Here is a 21,261-nt window from a genome sequence, read left to right on the forward strand (position 1 = left end):
TATGCCTGTCGAACCCATCGCCGTCGTAGGCCGGGGCTGTGTACTGCCCGGCGCGCTCGACCCGGACACGTTCTGGGAGAACATCGCCGGCGGGCGCCTGAGCCTGTCGGCCGCCCCCGCCGACCGGTGGCGGCTGCCGCGCCACTGGGCCATGGGTTCGGTGGACGACCATCTCGACCGCACCTGGACCGAAGTCGGCGGGTACGTCCACGGGTTCGAGTCCGTCTTCGATCCTGCCGGCTTCCGGATCTCCCCGGAGCGGATCTCGTCTCTGGACCCGCTCTTCCACTGGGTCCTGTACGGGGTGCGGCAGGCGCTCACGGAGGCGGGCCGCACCGGCCCGCTGCCGCGCGGCGGCCTGGTGCTGGGGAACCTGTCGTACCCGACACCCGCCGGGGCGGCCTACGCCGAGCACGTCTGGTTGTCCGCGCAGCAACCGCCGCTGCGCGAAGCCCTGTTGACGGGTGAGCGCGGCGCGCGCCCCGACGCCCGCAACCGCTTCTCGTCCGGGCTGCCCGCCGGGCTCGCGGCCGACGCGCTCGGCCTCGGTGCCGGGGCGTGGTCGCTCGACGCCGCCTGCGCGTCCTCGCTGTACGCGATCAAGCTGGCGTGCGACCGGCTGCACGACGGCACGGCGGACCTGATGGTCGCGGGCGCGGTGAGCCGCCCCGATCCCCTCTACCTCCACGTGGGGTTCTGCGGCCTCTCCGCGACCAGCCGCACCGGGCGCAGCCGCCCGTTCCACCGGGACGCGGACGGGCTGGTGCACGGCGAGGGCGCCGGGTTCGTCGCCCTGATGCGGCTGTCAGAGGCCCGCGCCGCCGGACTGCCGGTGTTCGGCGTGATCCGCGGGGTGGGGCTGTCCAACGACGGTCGGGGTTCCGGACTGATCAGCCCGTCGCAGGAGGGCCAGGTACGGGCCATGCGGCTGGCGTACGAGGTGGCGGGGGTATCGCCGGAGTCGGTGTCGCTCGTCGAGTGCCATGCGACGGGGACTCCGGTCGGTGACGCGGTGGAGGCGCGCGGTATGGCCCGGGTCTTCGGGGCGGCGGACGACATGCCCATCGGTTCGGCCAAGTCGAACGTCGGGCACCTGCTGGCCGCTGCGGGCGTGGCGGGACTGCTGAAGGTGCTCGGCGCGATGCGGGCGGGGGTCCGCCCGGCGACGCTCGGCGCACAGCGGCCTTTGGACGCGCTGGCGGGAACCCCGTTGCGGGTGCTGTCCGCCGCGGAGGAGTGGACGGGGCCCCGGCGGGCGGCGGTGAGCGCCTTCGGGTTCGGCGGCACCAACGCCCACCTGATCGTCGACCCGCCGGACGCCGTTCCCGGGTCCGCCGTGCGGCGCGCCCGGCCGGCCGCTCCCAACTCGACGCCCGCACCGGCCCCGGTCCAGGTGGCGATCGTGGCCATCGGTGCCAGGGTCGGCGAGGGTACGTCCGCCGAGGACCTGCGAGAGGCGGTGCTGGGTGGTGAACGGCGCGGTCCCGTCACGGAGATCGCCGTGGAGCTGACGGACCTGTGCTTCCCGCCGCTGGCCCTGGAGCGGGCCGTACCCCATCAGCTCCTGGTGCTGGAGGCGGCCCGGGAGGCCGTACGGAAGGTGAGCCTGCCCCGGGAGCGGACCATGGTGGTCATCGGGACCGGGGTGGACCCGCAGGTGGCCCGCGCGGGGGCCCGTTGGCGGGTGCCGTTCTGGCTGGAGCAGTCGGGCGCGCCCGTCACGGGTTCTTCCGCGGATGCCGCCCGGGAGGCGTTCGCTCCCCCGATGACGGCGGAGGGGGTGGTGGGCAGCATGCCGAACCTCGCGGCGAACCGCATCAGCACCCAACTGGACCTGGCCGGGCCCGGGTTCACGGTGTCCGCGGAGGAGGCGTCCGGTCTGGTCGCGCTGGAACTCGCGGTCCGGGCCATCCGCTCCGGAGAGGCCGACGCCGCTCTCGTCGGTGCCACCGACCTGTCCTGCGAGGCGGTCCACCGGGCCGCTCTGCGGGAGCTCGGCCGTGAGGACGAGCCCGGGGACGCGGCGGTCGTCCTGGTCCTCAAGCCCCTGGACGCGGCGCGCAGGGACGGCGACACCGTCGTGGCCCTGCTGGACGAGGGGGCTGCCGGGGAACCGGACATGGTCATCGGGGACGGACCGGACGCGGTGTTCGATCCGTCGTCGGTGTTCGGGCGTGCCCATGCCGCGTCCGGGCTGGTCTCCGTCGCGGTCGCGGCGCTCTCGCTCCAGCACCGCGCGGTGCCCCGCCCCGGCGGGCCCGCGGACGCCGCGGCCGTCGCCCACACGGCGCTGGCCGTGGCCGTACCCCTGGAGGGGCCGGCCGCGAGCGTCCGGCTGCGCGCGGGGGACGCCCTGCCGTGGCTGCGGTCCACGGCGCCGCGTCTGCACGTCTTCTCCGGGGCGAACCGTCAGGAGGTGCTGGCCGCGCTGGACTCCGGGACGCGGTCCGCCTCGGGTCCGGCCCGCCTGGCGCTCGTGGCCGACGGGGACACCCTGCCGGCCGACCGCCGGGAGGCCGCCCGCCGCTGGCTGACGGAGGGCGGGGTCCGCCCGGCCGATCTGCTGTACCGGGACGGGCCGGTCACCGGGCAGACCGCCTTCGTGTACACGAACGGCTCGGCCGCGTACCCCGGGATGGGCCATGAGCTGATGCTCGCCCTGCCGTCGCTGGGCGAGGCCGTACGGGAGAAGCACCGGGCGATGACGGCCCAGCTGCGGTCACAGCCGGAGCCGGGAGTCCTCGGCCAGATCTGGGCCGCCGCCGAACTGGCGGTCTTCCACACCGTTCTCAGCCGCGACCTGCTCGGACTGCGCCCGGACGCCGCGCTCGGATACTCCTCGGGCGAGTCGACGGCGCTCGTCGCACTGGGGGCCTGGCCGGACGCCTCCGGGCTGTTCGAGGCCGTCCGGGACAGTGGTCTGTTCACCACCGAACTCACGGGTGAGCTGCGGGCGGTCCGGCGCTACTGGCGGCAGCGGGGCATCCAGGGCTCCCGGTGGTCGAGTTACCTCCTCGGAGTACCGCTGGAAGCGGTCCGCGCGGAGCTGGCCTCGGACGCCTCGGTTCACCTGATGGCGGTGAACGCGCCCGGTGTCTGTGTCATCGGCGGCGAGTCCCGGGCGTGTGCGGCCGCTGTGGCCAGGATCGGCGCCGACCGGGCGATCGAGCTGGACTACGACCTGGCGGCCCACGCGCCGGAGCTGGCCGAGGTCTCCGAGGTGTGGCGCGAGGCCCACCGCCGTCCCACGGTCGACGTGCCCGGGGTGCGGTTCTACAGCGGGGCCACCGGGCGGGCGTACCGGCCGACCTCCGAGCGGGCCGCGGAGGCGATCACCGCGCAGGGGGTCGGCACGATCGACTTCGCGGCCACCGTCGAGCGGGCGTGGGCGGACGGCGTGCGGGTGTTCGTGGAGCACGGGCCCCGGAGGCTGTGCACCGGCTGGATCAAGCGGGTGCTCGGCGACCGGGAGCATGTGGCCGTCGCGCTGGACGCCTCGGGGGACGCCGGGCTGCGGCAACTGTGCCTCGCGGTCGGTGAACTCGTCGTCGCCGGAGTGCCGGTGCGGGCCGACGCGGTGTTCGCCCGGCTCGCCGAGGCCTCGGCGCAGCTCCCGCCGCCCGGCCCCGCCGTCACCGTTCCCGTGCCACCGACCCCGTGCCTGCCGTCCCTGGAGCGTGCTGTGACCGTTCTGCCCCGGGCCCCCGAGCTGGCCCCCGTGCCGGACCGGCGCCCCGTCCCGCCCCCCGGCTCCCCCACCGAGATCACCGAGGCCACCGCGACCACCGTGATCTCCGGGGCCGCCGTGATCCCCAAGCCGGCCGAGCCCGCCGAGCCCGCTGTCGTCGTACCGTCGCCCTCCTCCCCCGCCCCGGCCCGGCTGCCCGCGCGGACCGCCCAGGAGCCGGGGGTCGCGGAGGCGACGGGCGCCGGGGCCGTGGCCGCAGCGCACGGCCTACGGGTCGCCACGCTGCATCAGGAGGTCATGGCCGCGCACACCGAGGCCCACCAGCGGTTCCTGCGGGTGTCCGCGCTCGCCGTCAGGGCGCTGACCGCCGCCGGCACGAGGGGAGCCGGGCCCGGCTCCCCTCCGGTACGGCCCCCCGCTCCACCACCTGCACGCGTGCCGGTGCCCTCGCCCTCGCCCTCGCCCTCGCCCTCGCACGTTCACAGGCCGGGGCCGAAGTTCGACCGTGCCCAGCTGGAGCACCTCGCCTCCGGGGAGATCTCCGTCCTGTTCGGTCCGCGCTTCGCCGAACAGGACGGATACGCGGTACAGACCCGGATGCCGGGGCCGCCCATGCTGTTCGCCGACCGGGTCACCGGCCTCGACGCGGTGCCCGCGGCGCTCACGCTGCCGGGTCCGGTGCGCACGGACGGGAGGATCTGGACGGAGACCGACGTCCTGCCCGGGAGCTGGTACCTGGACCCCACGGGCCGGATGCCGGCCGGCCTGCTCATCGAGGCGGGCCAGGCCGATCTGCTGCTGCTCAGCTGGCTCGGCGTCGACCTCCTGAACCGGGGCGAGCGCGCGTACCGGCTGCTCGGCTGCGAGGTGACGTTCCACGGCACCCCGCCGAAAGCGGGCGACACCCTGTGCTTCGAGATCCATGTCGACGGCCACGCGGAGGCCGACGGCGTCCGGCTGGCCTTCTTCCACTACGACTGCTACGTGGACGGCGAACTGCGGCTCAGTGTCCGCGAGGGCCAGGCCGGGTTCTTCACCCCGGCGGAGCTCGCCGGCAGCGGCGGTGTCCGCTGGAATCCCGCAGAGCACGCACCCGGTGAAGAGCTGCCGCTCGACCCGCCGGCCGTGCGCTGCGAACGGACCCGGTTCGACGCGGACCGGATGCGAGCCCTGGCTGAGGGGCGGCCCGCCGACTGCTTCGGGCCCGGCTGGGAGGCGACGGCGGCCCACGTGCGTACGCCCACGCTCGACGAGGGCCGGATGCGGCTGCTGGACGAGGTCGTCGCGTTCGACCCGGCCGGAGGACCGTGGGGGCGGGGGTATCTGCGCGCGGAGACCGCGCTGTCGCCGGACGACTGGTTCTTCACCGGACACTTCAAGAACGACCCCTGTATGCCGGGCACGCTGATGCTCCAGGGCGGTCTCCAGGCGATGGCGTTCTACCTGACGGCCATGGGCTTCACCGTCGACCGGGACGGCTGGCGCTTCGAACCGGTCACCGGACACCCCTCCAGCGCGATGTGCCGGGGCCAGGCGACCCCGGAGGGCCGGCGGGTGGTCTACGAGGTGTTCGTGTCCGGTGTCTCCGGCGGACCGGTGCCGACGCTGTACGCCGATGTCCTCGGCTCGGTGGACGGGGCCAAGGCATTCCTGGGCCGCGGCATGGCGCTCCGGCTGGTCCCCGACTGGCCGCTGTCGCACTGGCGGCACTCGGGCCCGCCCGCCGTGCAGACCAGCGGCACCCCGGTGCCTCTGCCGGACCTCGCCGGGCTGGCCGGGCACCGGGAGGAGAAGCCGGTGGCCGTGGCCGCCGACGGATTCCCCTTCGACTACGCCTCGCTGCTGGCCTGTGCGTGGGGCAGGCCGAGCGAGGCGTTCGGCGCCATGTACGAGCCGTTCGACGGCACCCGCAAGGTGGCCCGGCTGCCCGGACCGCCGTACCACTTCATGAGCCGCATCGTCTCGGTGGACGGGCCGCAGGCCGGTATGCGGGAGGGCAGCGTCGTCGTCGCCGAGTACGACGTGCCCGCCCTGGCCTGGTACTTCGAGCAGAACGGTGGCCGCGCCATGCCGTTCGCCGTCCTGCTGGAGATCGCGCTGCAACCGTGCGGGTGGCTCGCCTCGTACGTGGGCAGCGCGCTGACCGGCGCGACGGACCTGCTGTTCCGCAACCTCGACGGAACGGGAACGGTCACCGGCGAGGTCACTCCGGCGACGCGCACGGTCCGTACCAGGGCCGAGCTGACGCGTGTCTCGTCCGGCGGAGACATGATCATCGAGTCGTTCCGGGTGGAGTGCACGGCCGACGGTGTACCGGTGTACGAACTCTCCACGGCCTTCGGCTACTTCCCGCGATCGGCCTTCGACGAGCAACAGGGTCTCCCGGCTTCGGCGGACGAGCGGGCCCGGCTCGACGAGCCCTGCGGCCGTACCGTCGATCTGACCGCCCGTCCCGCCCGGTACTGCGCCGGGGAGCCGCGACTGCCGGGACCGATGCTGCTGATGCTGGACCGGATCACGGGCTACTGGCCGGACGGGGGAAGCGCGGGGCTCGGCCGGTTGCGGTCGGAGAAGGATGTGCGCCCGGACGCCTGGTTCTTCCGGGCCCACTTCTTCCAGGACCCGGTTCAGCCGGGCTCGTTGGGCATCGAGGCCATGTGCCAGCTCCTCCAGTTCCATCTGCTGGAGAGCGGCGCCCCCGACGGCCTCCCCGGCGCCGTGTTCGAACCGGTGCTGCCCGGCCGCGAATCCGTCTGGACGTATCGCGGCCAGATCACCCCGGCGAACCGGCTGATCAGGGTGGACATGGACATCGTGGCGAGCGGCACGGACACCCGGGGCCCCTATGCCGTGGCGGATGCGTCGTTGTGGGGCGACGACACATGCATCTACCGGGTAAAGGGCCTGGGCATGCGGGCGGTGCCAGGCGTGGGGCGTACGCCGTAACGGGCTTCGCGGGCGCGGAAGTTCCGTTCCGCAGTCGCGCGATCCGGCGTGGACGGCGGAATGCGGCGCGTGGCCGGGTCGGGGCAGTGAACCGTTCTGACTCCGCACGCCCTGACGGTGGCCACGGCCCGCGGCCATGATGAGCGGACGGCAAGTGATCCAAGTGACTCAGATCCGACCGCCCCCGAGCAGGCGGGTCTGCGGTGGAAGGAATTCACATTGTTGCTTCTCATCTCCCCGGACGGCGTCGAGGAAGCCCTCGACTGCGCGAAGGCGGCGGAGCACCTCGACATCGTCGACGTCAAGAAGCCCGATGAGGGGTCGCTCGGCGCGAACTACCCCTGGGTCATCAGGGAGATCCGGGACGCGGTCCCGGCGGACAAGCCGGTGTCCGCCACCGTGGGGGACGTGCCGTTCAAGCCCGGCACGGTGGCCCAGGCGGCGCTCGGCGCGGCCGTCTCCGGGGCCACGTACATCAAGGTCGGCCTCTACGGCTGCTCGACGCCCGAGCAGGCCGTCGAGGTCATGCGAGGGGTGGTCCGGGCGGTGAAGGAGTACCGGCCGGACGCGTTCGTCGTCGCCTCCGGGTATGCCGACGCGCACCGGATCGGCTGCGTCAATCCGCTGGCACTGCCCGACATCGCCCGGCGCTCCGGCTCCGACGCGGCCATGCTGGACACCGCGATCAAGGACGGGACGCGGCTGTTCGACCATGTGCCGCCCGATGTCTGCGCGGAGTTCGTCCGGCGGGCCCACGAGGCCGGCCTGCTCGCCGCCCTCGCGGGCAGTGTCAAGGCGGCCGACCTCGGGGCACTGACTCGTATCGGCACCGACATCGTGGGGGTGCGCGGGGCGGTCTGCGAGGGAGGTGACCGCAACACCGGGCGGATTCGGCCGGTGCTGGTGGCCGCCTTCCGGGCGGAGATGGACCGGCACGCCCGGGAGCACGCCGCCACTGCTCCCACCGCCCCTGCCGTGGCGGGCTGATCACCGGTATGCCGAACTGCCGGCCCCGCCGCGGGCCCGGTACCCGCGGCGGGCGCTTCGCCGTTGTCGATCCGGCGACGGGCGAGGCCTTCGACGACTCCCCCGACCAGCAGGCGGACGAGCTGGACGCCGTCGTCGGCCGGGCCCAGGATGCCTGGCGGGACTGGCGGTCCGATGACGGCGCCCGCGCCGCCGCTCTGCTCGCGGCCGCCGACGCCGTGGAGGCGGCCGGCCCCGGTCTCGCTCCGCTGCTCACCCGCGAACAGGGCAAACCCCTCACCGAGTCGTACGCCGAGGTCGCCCGCACGGCGGCCCGCCTGCGCTACTTCGCGGGGTCCGCTCCCGGGCCCCTGCCGATCACGGACGGCCGTCCGGTGCTCAGCGAGATCCGCTGGCGGCCGCTCGGTCCGGTCGCCGCGATCGTCCCGTGGAACTTTCCGCTCCAGCTCGCGTCGGCGAAGTTCGCCCCCGCGCTCGCCGCGGGCAACACGGTGGTGCTCAAGCCGTCCCCGTTCACGCCTCTCGCCACCCGGCTGATGGTGTCCCTGATCTCCGCCGCCCTGCCCGAGGACGTGCTGACGGTCGTCACGGGCCGTGAACCGCTGGGCGCTCGTCTCGCGTGCCATCCGGGGATCCGCCATGTGACCTTCACCGGTTCGGTTCCCACCGGGCGGGCGGTCGCCGAGGAAGCGGCGGCCTCGCTCGCCCGGGTCACGCTGGAGCTGGGCGGGAACGATGCCGCGATCCTGCTGGATGACGTGGATGTGGACCGGATCGCCGAACGGCTGTTCTGGTCGGCGTTCCGCAACTGCGGGCAGGTCTGCATGGCGGTCAAACGCGTCTATGTCCCGGCCCGGCTCCACTCCGGCGTGGTGGAGGCCCTCGCGCGGTACGCGAAGTCCGCGGTGGTCGGATCCGGGCTCGACCCGGGTACGCAGCTGGGGCCGGTCAACAACGCCCAGCAGCTGGCCCGGGTGGAGGACTGCACGGCCCAGGCCCTGTCGGACGGCGCCCGCGCCGCTGCCGGTGGCCACCGGCTGGACCGGCCGGGGTACTTCTTCGCGCCGACGATCCTGACCGATGTGCCGCCCGACAGTGTGGTGGTGACGGAGGAACAGTTCGGTCCGGTGCTGCCGGTGCTGCCGTACGGAAACCTCGACGAAGCGATCGATGCGGCCAACGACACCCGCTTCGGGCTGGGCGGCTCGGTGTGGGGAACCGACCTCGACCGGGCGGAGGCGGTCGCCGGCCGGCTGGAATGCGGAACGGCGTGGATCAACCACCATGCCGAACTGTCCCTCGCCCAGCCCTTCGCGGGCATCAAGGAGAGCGGGGTCGGCGTCGCGGGCGGCCCGTGGGGGCTGTACGGGAACCTCAGGCCTTTCGTCGTGCACCGGCCGCAGGAGGAGCAGGAGGAGCAGGAGGAGGGGTGAGGATGAGGTTCGACGCGGCGGTACTGCGCTCGTACGGGGGCCCGTTCACCGTCGAGGAGGTGGTCCTGGACGCGGGGCCGGCGCAGGGCGAGGTCCTGGTCAGGATCGCGGGCTGCGGGATGTGCCGGACCGATCTCGCGGTGCGGCACTCGGCGGGCCGCTCACCGCTTCCGGCGGTGCTCGGCCACGAGGGGGCCGGGGTGGTGGTGGAGACGTGCGGCCCGGACACCGGCCTGAGCACCGGTGACCACGTCGTCCTTGGTTTCGACTCCTGCGGACACTGCCGGACGTGTCTGAGCGCCGCCCCCGCCTACTGCGACTCCTTCGCCTCGCTCAACCTCTTCGGGGGCCGGGCGGAGCACGCGGCGCGGTTCAGGGACGCGGCCGGTGGCGAGCTGGCTCCCCGGTGGTTCGGCCAGTCGTCGTTCGCCGGGTACGCGATGGTCCCGGCCCGCAATGCCGTGCGGGTCGATGCCTCGCTGCCGGTCGAACTGCTCGGCCCGCTCGGCTGCGGCTTCCTGACCGGCGCCGGAGCCGTCCTCAACTCCTTCGGCGCCGGCCCCGGTGACACCCTCGCGGTCTTCGGTGCGGGGGCGGTGGGTCTGGCCGCGGTGATGGCGGCCACCGCCGCCGGTGCGGTGACCGTGGCCGTCGACCGGTTCCCGGAACGGCTGGCCCTGGCCGAGCGGTTCGGCGCGATCGCACTGCGTGCCGGATCGTCCGGGCTGGCCGACCGGATCCGGGGCCGGACCGATGGCGGCGCCCAGTACGCGTTGGACACCACGGGCTCCGCCCCGTTGATCAACGACGCGCTCCGGGCCCTGCGCCCGGCCGGTCACCTCGGGCTGGTGGCACGGCTGCGCGGCGCGCTGCCGCTCGAACCGGGCTCGCTCGACCGGGGCCGGCGGATCTCCCACATCTGCGAGGGGGACGCGGTGCCGCGGCTGTTCGTCCCGAGGCTGACCGGGCTGTGGCAGGCGGGCCGGTTCCCCTTCGATCAGCTGATCCGTATGTACCCGCTCACCGACATCAACGAGGCCGAACGCGACTGCGAGGCGGGCCGCGTGGTCAAACCGGTGCTGGTTCCGTAGGTGCGGCACCAGTTCCGAAGGTGCAGAACCCCGAGGAGGAGGGAGACCGGACCGCCCCGCAGCGTGTTTACGGCCGTGGCTTGTTCGCGAACACCCAGCGGTTGCCCGCCAGCGCGTCGTTCTCCTCCGGCAGCGGCCCGCGTCCGTGGTGGCGGGTGAAGTCGAAGGGCGTGTGGACCGATGCGGACCAGCCCTTGGCGGTCAGATTGCCGGCGGAGTCGGGTCTCGCCTCCCTGTTGAAGAGGGTGAGGAGGTCGATGCCGATCTGCTGGGTCGTCGAGGTGTAGAGGGGGCTGTCGCGGTATTCCAGCAGGTCCTTGTCGAGTTTGACCTCGAACGCGAGGGCGCTTCCTGCGGCGCTCAGCCGGTCAACCGTGTCGATGAGGTGGGTCTCGGTGTCGCTGGGCAGGTAGAACAGCAGTCCCTCGGCCAGCCAGACACTCGGTGCGGCCGGGTCGAAGCCGGCGGCGGTCAGTGCTCCGGACCAGTCGGCGCGCAGGTCGATCGGGACCGGTATGCGCGTGGCCTTGGGGGCGGCCGACAGCCCGTCGAGCACCTCGTGCTTGAAGGCCAGCACGCCTGCCCGGTCGACCTCGAAGATCACACAGTCCGCAGGCCAGTCGAGCCGGAACGCCCGGGAGTCCAACCCGGCCTCGAGCAGCACCACTTGGCGGGCGTCCGCGTGGACCGACCGGAGGAGGAAGTCGTCGAGGACTCTCGTCCGCAGACCGAAGTAGCGCGCGAATCGCCCCCACAGGGGGTTCGCGTCCCCGTCGGGAACCTGCTGGATGCGGACCGGCCAGCCGGCGCATGCCGGTGCGGCGAGCACGAAGTGCTCCGCGAAGACGTCCCGTGCCAGGGGGTCGTGGCGGTGGGTCTCGATCGCGCGTGCCGCGGCGACCAGAAGAGCGGTCAGGCCGACGCCCCCCGCCACCCCTTCCGCCTCTCCCACCCCTTCGGATATTCCCGTTCCATTCATTTCTTCTGCCCCTCCCCTTCCGCTTTCACTGATCCGATACTCCACGCCGGTCACGCGCCCCCTGAGACATAGGGAGACCGCCATCAGCGGCGCATCGAAATGGCGGGTCCGATTCCACTCGGAACGGGACCCGCCATGTCAGCCTGCCACACTCCCGACAAGGCAGTCACCGGGAATACCGGCCTTTTCGGGACTGTAGTAGTCCTTGATGCCGACCACCCAGGACGCGACCTCGATCCGATCGGAATCCGAGGGTCCGAAGGCATCGAAAAGGGCGTCGATGTTCGGGGGCTCGAAACCGATCGCGGTCATCAGCGCCATGAAGAGCGGCCGCTCGATGAGACCGTCGCCGTCAGGGTCGCCCAGTGCGGCGAGCGATTCGGCGAAATCGCTGATCGCCAGGTCGAAACGCGCAGGTGACAGCACGCAGGCCGCGTACTCGTCGAAGGTGATCAGTCCGTCCCCGTCAGCGTCCAGCTCAGCACTGAGGGTCGACCAGTACCGCCGGAATGCGGCCACCATGGCGCTCTTCGCCGTGTCCTCGGAATCGGGTGCCGCCTCGATGACACGACCTGCCATGAGCTCGAAGTCGTCCGCTTCGAGAACACCATTGGCATTGGCGTCGAACAGTGAGAAAACAAGCCTGACCCGATTGGTTGCCTCTACACGCACAGCCCAGCCACCTTTCTCCCGGCCGAACCTGCCGGCGGCCAGAAGGAATCGACGAATGATGGTTCACCGCACTTACCAGCCCCGCCCGGACTCCCCGGACTTCGGCCGCCCCTTTACTATCCAACCGACGATCGCCGTTGCTTGAAAAATCCACGTCGATTCACCTGAACGGGTGCATTTCACCCATATGATGTGTGCCGCGAATAATCAGTCATTCGGAACGCACAGGAGACGCCGTCACCCCGCCCGCCCGGCATCCTCCGCCGGGCGGAGTTGCGGCCGGGACGCCGACGAGCCATGGAGAGACCGTACGAATGTGCCGCACAGGGGTAGGCCGACGCCCGCTCTTGTTATACCTTCCGTCCAACAGCTTGCTAGACGCCACGTCTAATAAGCGAGGACGGTGTCCGGCGGCCGGCTGTCTCATCGAGTGGGCAGGGATGAGGCTCCGGTCGGGCGCCGTCGGGTCGATCTCCCTCGATTCAAGGAGCCGCTCCATGGCAAGCAGCACTGTTCGGCCGGAGGACCACCACCAGGACCGGCCCGCCGGGCAGGACGTCGCCCGGCGTCTGCTCGACTCGGCCGCGAAGCTGTCGTACGACCCGGCCACCGAGGTGGACTGGGACACCCCCATGGACCCGGACCACCACGGAGCGAGCCCCGAGTGGAGCACGCTCTACGGAACCGCGTACTGGCAGGAGTTGACCGAGGCCCAGCGCAAGGCCCTGACCCGCCAGGAGGCCGCGTCCGTCGCCAGCACGGGCATCTGGTTCGAGATGATCCTGCAGCAGATGGTGCTGCGCGACATGTACGCGAAGGACCCGACCGACCCGCGGTTCCAGTGGGCGCTCACCGAGGTAGCAGACGAGTGCCGGCACTCCATCATGTTCGCCCGGGGCGCGGCGAAGCTCGGCGCACCGGCCTACCGGCCGCGCCGGCCGGTGGTCGAACTGGGCAGGGCCTTCAAGACACTTGCCTTCGGTGAGGCCGCCTACGCCGCGATCCTCGTCGCCGAGGAGGTGCTCGATGTGATGCAGCGCGACTGGATGCGGGACGAGCGGGTCGCGCCGTTCGTCCGCACCATCAACAACATCCACGTGGTCGAGGAGTCGCGGCACATGAAGTTCGCCCGCGACGAGACGCGCAGGCGCCTGCGGAACGCGGGTCCGGTGCGCCGCCACATCAACTCCCTCGTGGTCGCGATCGCCTCGTACTACATCGTCACCAGCATGGTGAACCGGGACGTCTACGCGAACGCCGGGCTGGACAGCGGGCGCGCCCGTAGCGAGGCGGGGGCCAATGAGCACCACAAGTCGCTGATGCGGTCCAGCTGTTCGGGCCTGATGGAGTTCCTGGCCTCGGCGCGGCTCCTCACCAAACCGGCCCTCTTCTTCTACAAGCGCGCCTCCCTGATCTGACCGGGGCGCGCCGACCGAACCGACCGAGCGACCGAACCGACGAGATGACGAGATGACCTACGCCATCACCCAGACCTGCTGCAGCGACGCCACCTGTGTCGCCGTGTGCCCCGTCAACTGCATTCACCCGACCCCGGAGGAACAGGCCTTCGGCAGCACCGAGATGCTCTACGTCGATCCCGCGACCTGCATCGACTGCGGCGCCTGTGCGGATGCCTGCCCGGTCGACGCGGTCTTCCCGGTGGACAGCCTCTTCGGGGCGCGCAAGGAGTACGCCGCTATCAACGCCGCCTACTTCGAGGACCGGGAGCCGGAGCCGGTCGCCGGACCGAACTTCCACGCCTGGGGCGAGCCGTCGTTCCCGCGCAGCCTGCCGTCCGGCTTCGCACCGATCCGGGTGGCGGTCGTCGGCACCGGGCCGGCCGGGATGTACGCCGCGGAGGACCTGCTGCTGCACACCAACGCCGAGGTCACGCTGGTGGACCGGCTGCCGGTGGCGGGCGGTCTCGTGCGGTACGGAGTCGCGCCCGACCACCCCGCGACGAAGAAGGCGGGCGAGACGTTCGCGCGCTTCCACTCGCACCCCCGGGTACGGATGGCCCTGGGCGTCGAGGTGGGCCGGGACGTCACCGTGGGGGAGCTCGCCGAGCACCACGACGCGGTGATCTACGCGGTCGGCGCCTCCACCGGCCGGCGGCTCGGCATCCCGGGCGAGGACCTGCCGGGCAGCATCTCGGCCACCTCGTTCGTGTCCTGGTACAACGCCCACCCGGAGACGCCGCCGGAGAGCGTCGCCCTGCCGGCGGACCGGGTGGTCGTCGCCGGGAACGGCAACGTCGCGCTCGACGTCGCGCGCATCCTCGTCACGGACCCGGCCGCCCTGGCGGACACGGACATCGCCGGTCACGCTCTGGCGGCCCTGCGGGACTCAAGGGTGCGCGAGGTGGTGCTGCTGGGGCGGCGCGGCCCGGAGCACACGGCCTGCACCGCCTCCGAACTGCTCGCCCTCAAGCACCTGCCGGGCGTGGAGCTGGTCGTCGACGACAGCGACCCGAGGACGGGCGAGGCGATCGACGCCGCCGCGCCGGGCGAGAAGGCGGCGCTGTTCCGGGACGTGCCACGGGAGACGGCCGGCCTGCCGCGTCCACCGACCGCCGGACGGCGCATCGTCTTCCGCTTCCACGCGGCCCCGACGGAAGTGCTCGGCCGGGCCCGGGTCGAAGCGGTGCGGGTGACGGCCGCAGAGGGGCAGCGGGAGATACCTGCGGGGCTGTTTCTGCGGGCGATCGGATACCGGGGTCTGCCGGTGCCGGGGCTGCCCTTCGACGAGACGACCGGAACCGTTCCGCACGAGGGCGGCCGGGTCACCGGCCTGCCGGCGACGTACGTCGTCGGCTGGATCAAGCGGGGCCCGTCGGGCGGCATCGGGGCCAATCGCACCTGCGCCGCCGAGACCGTCGGCTCTCTCCTGGCCGACGCTGTCGCGGGCGTGCTGCCCTCCCCCGCTCCCCCGCCCCGGGCATTCCACCGCCTCGCCCGGAGCCGGGGCCGCGATGTCATAGACGCCAGGGGGCTGGCGGCCATCGAACGGGCCGAGCTGGCGGGCGGCCGCGCGCAGGGCCGCCCCCGGGTCAAACTCGCCACGGTGCCCGCGCTGGTCGCGGCGGCGAAGCGCGGCCGCCGCAGACCATCGAACTGACCGGACGGCACAGAGCGGGGCGGGACCCGACCGGCAGACGGCGGAACCTCCGGGCTCAGCTCCCCCGCCGGATCAGAATTCTTCCGGAGCCGGAGCAGGAGCAGGGACCTGTCCCCTGGCGCGCTTGCCGACGACGGCGGCAGCCGCCACCGCGCCGCCCGCGAAGGCCAGAGCCACCGTCCAGGGCCGGTTGAACACGTGGCAGGTGGCCTGGTCCACGGAGTAGCGGCCGGGGCCGATCAGCCCGATCGCGGCAGCGGTGAACCCGAGGAAGGCCGGGTACTCGTAACCGCCGCCCTGTGCGAAGAATCCGGCGGGCGCGTGGACGGCCACGGCACCGGCCATGGCGCCGGCGGCCGCCGCCCCCGCCGCCGGCGTGGCCAGCCCCAGGGCCAGCAGCGCGCCGCCGCCGGCCTCGCCCAGTCCGGCCGCGACCGCGCTGTGCTTCGGCGGGTGGAAGCCCATCGCCTCCATCGCGGCGGTGGTGCCCTCGATGCCTCCGCCACCGAACCAGCCGGCCAGTTTCTGGCTGCCGTGCGCGGCCAGCACCGCGCCGGTACCGACGCGCAGGAGAAGGAGGCCGAGGTCTCGACGGTTCACGCTGCCCATGGGGTTCTCCGGGGGGTTCGGGGGCCCGGCCGGACGGAAAGGGGCCCCGGGTGCGGTACGGGTCCACTCTCCGCGTCCCGGCGCCCCGAGGGGTCACGTTGTTAGGCCGTCCGGGCATCGGCCGAAGGGCGGGTGACCCATGGCACAGTGCGACGTACGCCATTGTGCAACTTGTTGCACAATGGCGTACCGGTGCTCTAGAACTGGTGCGACGACACTGCGCGAGGAGCCGCCGCATGAGCCCGTACCCGCATCTGCTGAGCCCGCTCGACCTCGGGTTCACCACTCTCCCGAACCGGGTCCTGATGGGATCGATGCACATCGGTCTGGAGGAGGTCGAGCACGGCTTCGAGCGCATGGCCGCCTTCTACGCCGCTCGTGCGCGCGGCGGCGTGGGCCTCATGGTCACCGGCGGCATCGCGCCGAACGACGCCGGCTGCACCTTTCCCGGCGGCGCGAAGATGACCACGGAGGCGGAGGCGGCCGAACACGCGCGGGTGACCTCGGCCGTCCATGCGGCGGGCGGCCGGATCGCCATGCAGATCCTGCACTTCGGGCGTTACGCCCATCACCCCGGTCTGGTGGCACCGAGCGCGATCAAGGCGCCGATCAGCGCGTTCACCCCGCACGCGCTCACCGACGACGAGGTCGAGTCGACCATCGAGGACTTCGTCACGGCGGCCGCGCTGGCGCAGCGCGCGGGTTACGACGGCGTCGAGATCATGGGCTCGGAGGGCTACTTGATCAATGAGTTCATCGCCGCCGCGACCAATCACCGCGACGACCGCTGGGGCGGCTCGTACGAGAACCGCATCCGCTTGCCCCTGGAGATCGTGCGCCGGGTACGCGCGCGGGTCGGACGCGATTTCATCCTGATCTACCGGCTCTCCATGCTGGACCTGGTGCCCGGCGGTTCTTCGCTGGAGGAGGTCGTGCTGCTCGCCCGGGAGATCGAGGCGGCCGGGGCGACGATCATCAACACCGGTATCGGCTGGCACGAGGCGCGGATCCCGACCATCGCGACGTCGGTGCCGCGCGGCGCGTTCACCTGGGTCACCGAGAAGGTGCGCGGCGCCGTCTCCGTACCGCTGGTGACGAGCAACCGGATCAACACCCCGGAGGTCGCGGAGGAGATCCTCGCGGCGGGGCGCGCGGACATGGTGTCGATGGCCAGGCCGTTCCTCGCCGACCCCGACTTCGTGGTGAAGGCGAGCGAGGGCCGCGCGGACGCGATCAACACCTGCATCGGCTGCAACCAGGCCTGTCTGGACCACATCTTCAGCGGCAAGGTCACCTCCTGCCTGGTCAACCCCCGGGCGTGCCACGAGACGGAGCTCGCCCTGTCGCCGACACGCACCCGCAAGCGGGTCGCGGTCGTCGGCGCGGGTCCCGCCGGGCTCGCGTGCGCCGTGACGGCGGCCGAGCGCGGCCACGAGGTGACGCTGTTCGACGCGGCGGAGGAGATCGGCGGGCAGCTCAACGTGGCGCGCCGGGTGCCCGGCAAGGAGGAGTTCAACGAGACGCTGCGCTACTTCCGTACCCGGCTGGCGGAGGAGAAGGTCGGGGTCCAGCTCGGTGCCACGGTCACCGCGGAGCAGCTCGGCGGTTTCGACGAGATCGTGCTGGCCACCGGGGTGACGCCGCGCACCCCCGCGATCCCGGGCGTCGACCACCCCAGCGTGGTCAGCTACCTCGACGTCCTGCGGCACGGGGCGCCGGTGGGCGACCGCGTCGCGCTCGTCGGGGCGGGCGGGATCGGTTTCGACGTGGCCGAGTTCCTGACCGACGGAGGGGATGCGGCGAGCCTGGACCCGGAGGCGTTCTTCCGGCAGTGGGGTGTGGACACGGAGTACCGGGAACGGGGCGGGCTGGGCACCGCAGAGCGTCCGAAGGCGCCGCGTACGGTCCATCTGCTCCAGCGCAGGGCGAGCAAGGTCGGCGCGGGGCTCGGGAAGACGACGGGGTGGATCCACCGCACCGAGCTCCGGCACCGCGGCGTGACCATGCTGGCCGGCGTGGGCTACGAGCGGATCGACGACGACGGGCTGCACGTCACGGTCGACGGCGAGCAGCAGTTGCTGCCGGTCGACACGGTGGTGCTGTGCGCGGGCCAGGAGCCCCGGCGGGAGCTGTACGAGGAGCTGCTCGCCGCGGGCCGGCCGGCGCATCTGATCGGCGGCGCGGACGTCGCGGCCGAGCTGGACGCCAAGCGGGCGATCCGTCAGGGCACGGAGCTCGCGGCCGCGCTCTGACCGAGCGTGTCCGGGGGCGGGTGTACGAACGCCCGCCCGCCCGGCCGTCTTTAGGATGCACCCCATGTCACTCCCGCACGCGATCCTCACCGCCCTGCTCGAAAAGCCTTCTTCGGGGCTGGAGCTGACCCGCAGGTTCGACCGTTCGATCGGCTACTTCTGGTCCGCCACCCACCAGCAGATCTACCGCGAGCTGGGAAAGCTGGAGCGGGCCGGGCAGATCAGGGCGCTCGTCCCGGCGCAGCCGGCCAGGGGACAGAAGAAGGAGTACGAAGTGCTGCCGGCGGGCCGCGAGGCGCTGTCCGAGTGGGTGGCCCGTCCGGAGGACCCGAAGCAGGTCCGCGATCCCCTGCTGCTGCGGATGCGGGCGGCGGCGGTCGTCGGAGCCCCTGGCCTAGAGACCGAGCTGCGCCGGCACCTGGAGCTGCACCGGCAGCAGCTGGCGGAGTATCTGGCGATCGAGGAGCGGGACTTCCCGCCGGAGCGCACGGCGGCGGAGGACCGGCTGCGTCATCTCGTGCTGCGGGGCGGCATCGACCTGGAGAACTTCTGGATCGGCTGGCTGACCCGCGCACTGGCCGATGACGCCGCCGTCGCCCCGGCTCCACCCGGCCCGCGGTAGCCGGACCCTGGCGCGGCCTTCACCGCACGCTCGGGCCCTTCACGGCTCGGTTCAGGACCGGCCGGCCCTGATCCTGCGGAGGTGTCCGTGCTGTCCGTGCTCCGGGCGGAGCGCGCGCGGACTCCTGATGACCACCCGCGACGGTACGGGGGCGTCCGGCACGGTCACGGGCGCGGCGACGGGCGCAGAGCCGGCCTGTGCGCGGCTGAGCAGGAACACTCCGCGTACCGCGGCGGCCGAGCCCAGCAGGGCCGCGATCAGGCTGATCGTCCCGCCCTGGAGGCGCTCCCCGAGCAGCGCGAGTCCGATGGCCGCCGCGGCGACGGGGTTGGCGAGGGTGACCACGGCCAGCGGTGCGCCGAGGCCGCCCCGGTAGGCCGTCTGGGAGAGCAGCAGCCCGCCCATCGCGAACGCCGAGACGAGCAGCGCGACGACCACCAGGCGCCAGCTGAACAGCGGGCCCGTGGTGTGGTCGGTGACGGCGACCGTGAGCGTCTGGGTGAGCGCGGAGGCGACACCGGAGGTGATGCCGGAGGCCGCCGCGTGCCGCAGCCCAGGGCGGGCGCCCGGACGGCTGAGGCCGGCCACGACCGCCATGGTCCCGGCGCCCACGGCGAGCGCCTCGACCAGGCTGAGGGTCTGATGCGGGGCGGAGCCCCCCGAGGTCGTCAGCAGGGCCCCGAGGCCGAGCAGGGTGAGCAGGGTGCCGCGCCATTCGGTCGTGGAGACGCGGCGCCCGGCCGCGCGGGCGCCCAGCGGGACGGCGGCGACCAGGGTGAGGGCGCCGAGCGGCTGGACCAGGGTGAGCGGGCCGTACTTCAGCGCGGCCACGTGCAGCAGCGCGCCGCCGGCGTTCAGCCCGACGGCCGACCACCACGCCCCGTGGCCGAGCAGCCGGAGCGTCCCGGTGCCGGGTGCGGTGCGGCCCGCGAGGCGTGCCTGGGCGACCGCGGCCGAGGCGTAGGCGGCGGCGGAGACCAGGGAGAGCGCGACGGCGATCAGGGTGGCGTTCATCGTCCGGCTCCGGACGCGGCGTAGGACGGGGAGCGGTCACCGGACCGCGCGGGAACAGCAGCGGGGACACCTGCGGAAACGGCATAGGAGCCGGTGGCGTACGGGCCGGCCGCGGCGGCCGGCCAGGGCTTGTGCCTGACCGGTTCCGTGTGCGGCAGGCGCAGGGCCGCCAGGGCCACCGAGAGCAGTGCGGCGACCACGATCGAGTCGAGCCAGTAGTGGTTGGCGGTGCCGACTATGACGAACAGGGTGATCGCCGGGTGCAGCAGCCACAGCCAGCGCCACCGGGAGCGGGTCGCGACGACGAGGCCGACACCGACCATGACCGCCCAGCCGAAGTGCAGTGAGGGCATCGCCGCGAACTGGTTCGCCATCGAGTCGGTGGCGGGCGTGGCCCCGTAGACCGTCGGCCCGTACACCTGACCGGTGTCGACGAGGCCGGTGGCGGCGAGCAGCCGGGGCGGGGCGAGCGGGAAGATCAGGTGCAGGGCGAGTGCCGCACCGGTGAGGACGGCGAGGACGCGCCGCGACCAGACGTAGTGGCGCGGGCGGCGCCAGTACAGCCAGCCGAGGAAGAGCAGGGTGGCCGGGAAGTGCACGGTGGCGTAGTAGGTGTTCGCCAGGTGGATCAGCGTCTCGTTGTGGAGCAGCAGCCCCTGCACGGTTCCCTCGCCGGGCAGGTGCACGGCGCGTTCGAAGTCCCAGACGTGTCCGGCGTTGTGGAACGCCTCGTCGACGTGACCGTTGGCGGCCTGGCGGCCGAACTTGTAGATCGCGAAAAGCCCCACGACGAGAAGAAGCTCGCGGACGAGGGGCGGTCGGGCAGCGCTGTCCGGCTCCTGATCTGCGGGCCTGCTACCGGCGAACATCACCCGGTGCCCCTTTGCTGACTAAGCGGTGTTACGGCGGCATGGATGAGTCCATGCCGTATCGATACGCCAGTGTACCGATACGCGGGCGTATCGGAACACTGGCGTATCGGTACACTGGCGTATCGATGGACCTCGTCGCAGAGTCGCAGAGAGGGAACGCGCATGTCGTCGCAGGAAACCGGGCAGGAGACGGCGCCCGCGCCACGCCGCTCGAAGATCACGCCGGAACGGGCCCAGGAGCTCTACGCGGCCGTCCTCGACACACTCAGGGAGAGTGGCTACGAGTCACTCACCATGGAGGGGGTCGCCTCCCGGTCCCGCTGCGGCAAGTCCACGCTCTACCGGCAGTGGGGCTCCAAACCGGAGCTGGTCGTCGCCGCCCTGCACGGCACCCGGCGCGGACTGCTGCCGAGGATTGACACGGGCACCCTGGCGGGAGACCTGCGCGAGGCGGCGAAGGCCATCGGCGAGGGCTCGGGCCGCGACACCACGCTGATGCTGGCGCTGAGTCACGCCGCGCTCCAGAGCCCCGAGCTGCTGTGCGCCCTGCGCGAGTCGCTGATCCTGCCGGAGATGGCGGCTCTCGACGCCATGGTCAGGCGCGGCGTGGAACGCGGCGAGGTGGCGGCGGACAACCCCGCCACGGAGTTCGTCTCCGCGCAGCTGCTGGGCGTGATGCGCGCCCGGCCCCTACTGGAGGAGACCTGCGCGGACGAGAACTTCCTGGTCCGCTTCGTGGAGGGCGCCGTCCTTCCCGCACTCGGCCTGGGCGCCCCCGCGTCCGGGTCCTGACAGACGTGGGCCGTCGCCCCAGCGGATGACGACGGCCCGCCCGCGCCGCACCGTGGTGACGGGGGCGGCGCACCGACCGGGCGGGCGGGGGCGTCTGCGGCGGGTCCCCCCCGCCCCGGGGTGGGGGGCCGGCCCCCCCCACTGCTGGGGCGGTGGGGAGAGGCCCCGCGCGCGGGTGCGGGACCGC

At 72.7% G+C, this 21,261-nt stretch carries 14 protein-coding genes; 9 read left to right on the plus strand and 5 right to left on the minus strand.

Annotated features, from left to right (window positions below):
• Position 1: 1 nt before the first annotated feature.
• The 4 genes from ACZ601_RS02470 to ACZ601_RS02485 all read left to right on the plus strand — a co-directional run bounded on the left by ACZ601_RS02470 (position 2) and on the right by ACZ601_RS02485 (position 10,145).
• Positions 2–6,634: a beta-ketoacyl synthase N-terminal-like domain-containing protein gene (locus ACZ601_RS02470; RefSeq protein WP_469532187.1), complete on the plus strand. Its 6,633-nt coding sequence runs from the start codon at positions 2–4 to the stop codon at positions 6,632–6,634.
• A 219-nt stretch (positions 6,635–6,853) separates the two neighbouring features.
• Positions 6,854–7,621, plus strand: a complete 768-nt coding sequence (locus ACZ601_RS02475; RefSeq protein WP_469532189.1) for a (5-formylfuran-3-yl)methyl phosphate synthase — start codon at positions 6,854–6,856, stop codon at positions 7,619–7,621.
• 8 nt (positions 7,622–7,629) lie between these two features.
• On the plus strand, positions 7,630–9,054 hold the full coding sequence (locus tag ACZ601_RS02480; RefSeq protein WP_469532190.1) for an aldehyde dehydrogenase family protein: 1,425 nt from the start codon (positions 7,630–7,632) through the stop codon (positions 9,052–9,054).
• Between the two features lie 2 nt (positions 9,055–9,056).
• A complete protein-coding gene (locus tag ACZ601_RS02485; RefSeq protein ID WP_469532192.1) occupies positions 9,057–10,145 on the plus strand; it encodes an NAD(P)-dependent alcohol dehydrogenase in 1,089 nt (362 codons plus the stop codon).
• A gap of 67 nt (positions 10,146–10,212) precedes the next feature.
• Here ACZ601_RS02485 and ACZ601_RS02490 read toward each other — a convergent pair whose 3' ends face one another.
• Positions 10,213–11,124, minus strand: coding sequence for a class I SAM-dependent methyltransferase (locus ACZ601_RS02490; RefSeq protein ID WP_469532194.1), 912 nt, complete (start codon positions 11,122–11,124; stop codon positions 10,213–10,215).
• A gap of 138 nt (positions 11,125–11,262) precedes the next feature.
• A complete protein-coding gene (locus ACZ601_RS02495; RefSeq protein ID WP_469532196.1) occupies positions 11,263–11,796 on the minus strand; it encodes an EF-hand domain-containing protein in 534 nt (177 codons plus the stop codon).
• Positions 11,797–12,293: 497 nt separating this feature from the next.
• Between ACZ601_RS02495 and ACZ601_RS02500 the strand changes: the two genes are divergently transcribed.
• The gene (locus ACZ601_RS02500) at positions 12,294–13,214 is read left to right on the plus strand and encodes an AurF N-oxygenase family protein (protein ID WP_469532198.1); all 921 of its coding nucleotides are present in this window, start codon (positions 12,294–12,296) and stop codon (positions 13,212–13,214) included.
• A gap of 52 nt (positions 13,215–13,266) precedes the next feature.
• Entirely contained in the window at positions 13,267–14,913 is a 1,647-nt protein-coding gene (locus ACZ601_RS02505) for an FAD-dependent oxidoreductase (RefSeq protein ID WP_469532200.1), read from the plus strand.
• Positions 14,914–14,985: 72 nt separating this feature from the next.
• On the opposite strand, the gene ACZ601_RS02510 is transcribed toward ACZ601_RS02505, so the two are convergent.
• Positions 14,986–15,522, minus strand: coding sequence for a DoxX family membrane protein (locus ACZ601_RS02510; protein ID WP_440578661.1), 537 nt, complete (start codon positions 15,520–15,522; stop codon positions 14,986–14,988).
• Between the two features lie 236 nt (positions 15,523–15,758).
• On the opposite strand from ACZ601_RS02510, the gene ACZ601_RS02515 reads away from it, so the two are divergent.
• Complete coding sequence (locus tag ACZ601_RS02515) at positions 15,759–17,774, plus strand: FAD-dependent oxidoreductase (protein ID WP_469532202.1); 2,016 nt, start codon at positions 15,759–15,761, stop codon at positions 17,772–17,774.
• A 64-nt stretch (positions 17,775–17,838) separates the two neighbouring features.
• Positions 17,839–18,396, plus strand: a complete 558-nt coding sequence (locus ACZ601_RS02520) for a PadR family transcriptional regulator (protein ID WP_469532204.1) — start codon at positions 17,839–17,841, stop codon at positions 18,394–18,396.
• Positions 18,397–18,447: 51 nt separating this feature from the next.
• Here the strand turns inward: ACZ601_RS02520 and ACZ601_RS02525 are convergent, their stop codons facing one another.
• Positions 18,448–19,410 (minus strand): DMT family protein, encoded by a 963-nt coding sequence (locus tag ACZ601_RS02525; RefSeq protein WP_469532206.1) that lies wholly within the window; start codon positions 19,408–19,410, stop codon positions 18,448–18,450.
• A complete protein-coding gene (locus ACZ601_RS02530) occupies positions 19,407–20,282 on the minus strand; it encodes a phosphatase PAP2 family protein (protein ID WP_440578665.1) in 876 nt (291 codons plus the stop codon). Before ACZ601_RS02530 ends, ACZ601_RS02525 begins: the two co-directional genes overlap by 4 nt.
• 162 nt (positions 20,283–20,444) lie before the next feature.
• Between ACZ601_RS02530 and ACZ601_RS02535 the strand changes: the two genes are divergently transcribed.
• Entirely contained in the window at positions 20,445–21,074 is a 630-nt protein-coding gene (locus ACZ601_RS02535; RefSeq protein ID WP_469532208.1) for a TetR/AcrR family transcriptional regulator, read from the plus strand.
• Positions 21,075–21,261 lie beyond the last annotated feature (187 nt).

It is taken from the genome of Streptomyces sp. NPDC104307, from assembly GCF_055584045.1.

Bases quoted from the DNA above. Each gene is read 5' to 3' on its own strand.
- ACZ601_RS02490 (WP_469532194.1), bottom strand. From the start codon at position 11,124: ATGAATGGAACGGGAATATCCGAAGGGGTGGGAGAGGCGGAAGGGGTG.
- ACZ601_RS02470 (WP_469532187.1), top strand. From the start codon at position 2: ATGCCTGTCGAACCCATCGCCGTCGTAGGCCGGGGCTGTGTACTGCCC.
- ACZ601_RS02485 (WP_469532192.1), top strand. From the start codon at position 9,057: ATGAGGTTCGACGCGGCGGTACTGCGCTCGTACGGGGGCCCGTTCACC.
- ACZ601_RS02520 (WP_469532204.1), top strand. From the start codon at position 17,839: ATGTCACTCCCGCACGCGATCCTCACCGCCCTGCTCGAAAAGCCTTCT.
- ACZ601_RS02500 (WP_469532198.1), top strand. From the start codon at position 12,294: ATGGCAAGCAGCACTGTTCGGCCGGAGGACCACCACCAGGACCGGCCC.
- ACZ601_RS02480 (WP_469532190.1), top strand. From the start codon at position 7,630: ATGCCGAACTGCCGGCCCCGCCGCGGGCCCGGTACCCGCGGCGGGCGC.
- ACZ601_RS02535 (WP_469532208.1), top strand. From the start codon at position 20,445: ATGTCGTCGCAGGAAACCGGGCAGGAGACGGCGCCCGCGCCACGCCGC.
- ACZ601_RS02505 (WP_469532200.1), top strand. From the start codon at position 13,267: ATGACCTACGCCATCACCCAGACCTGCTGCAGCGACGCCACCTGTGTC.
- ACZ601_RS02515 (WP_469532202.1), top strand. From the start codon at position 15,759: ATGAGCCCGTACCCGCATCTGCTGAGCCCGCTCGACCTCGGGTTCACC.
- ACZ601_RS02525 (WP_469532206.1), bottom strand. From the start codon at position 19,410: ATGAACGCCACCCTGATCGCCGTCGCGCTCTCCCTGGTCTCCGCCGCC.
- ACZ601_RS02510 (WP_440578661.1), bottom strand. From the start codon at position 15,522: ATGGGCAGCGTGAACCGTCGAGACCTCGGCCTCCTTCTCCTGCGCGTC.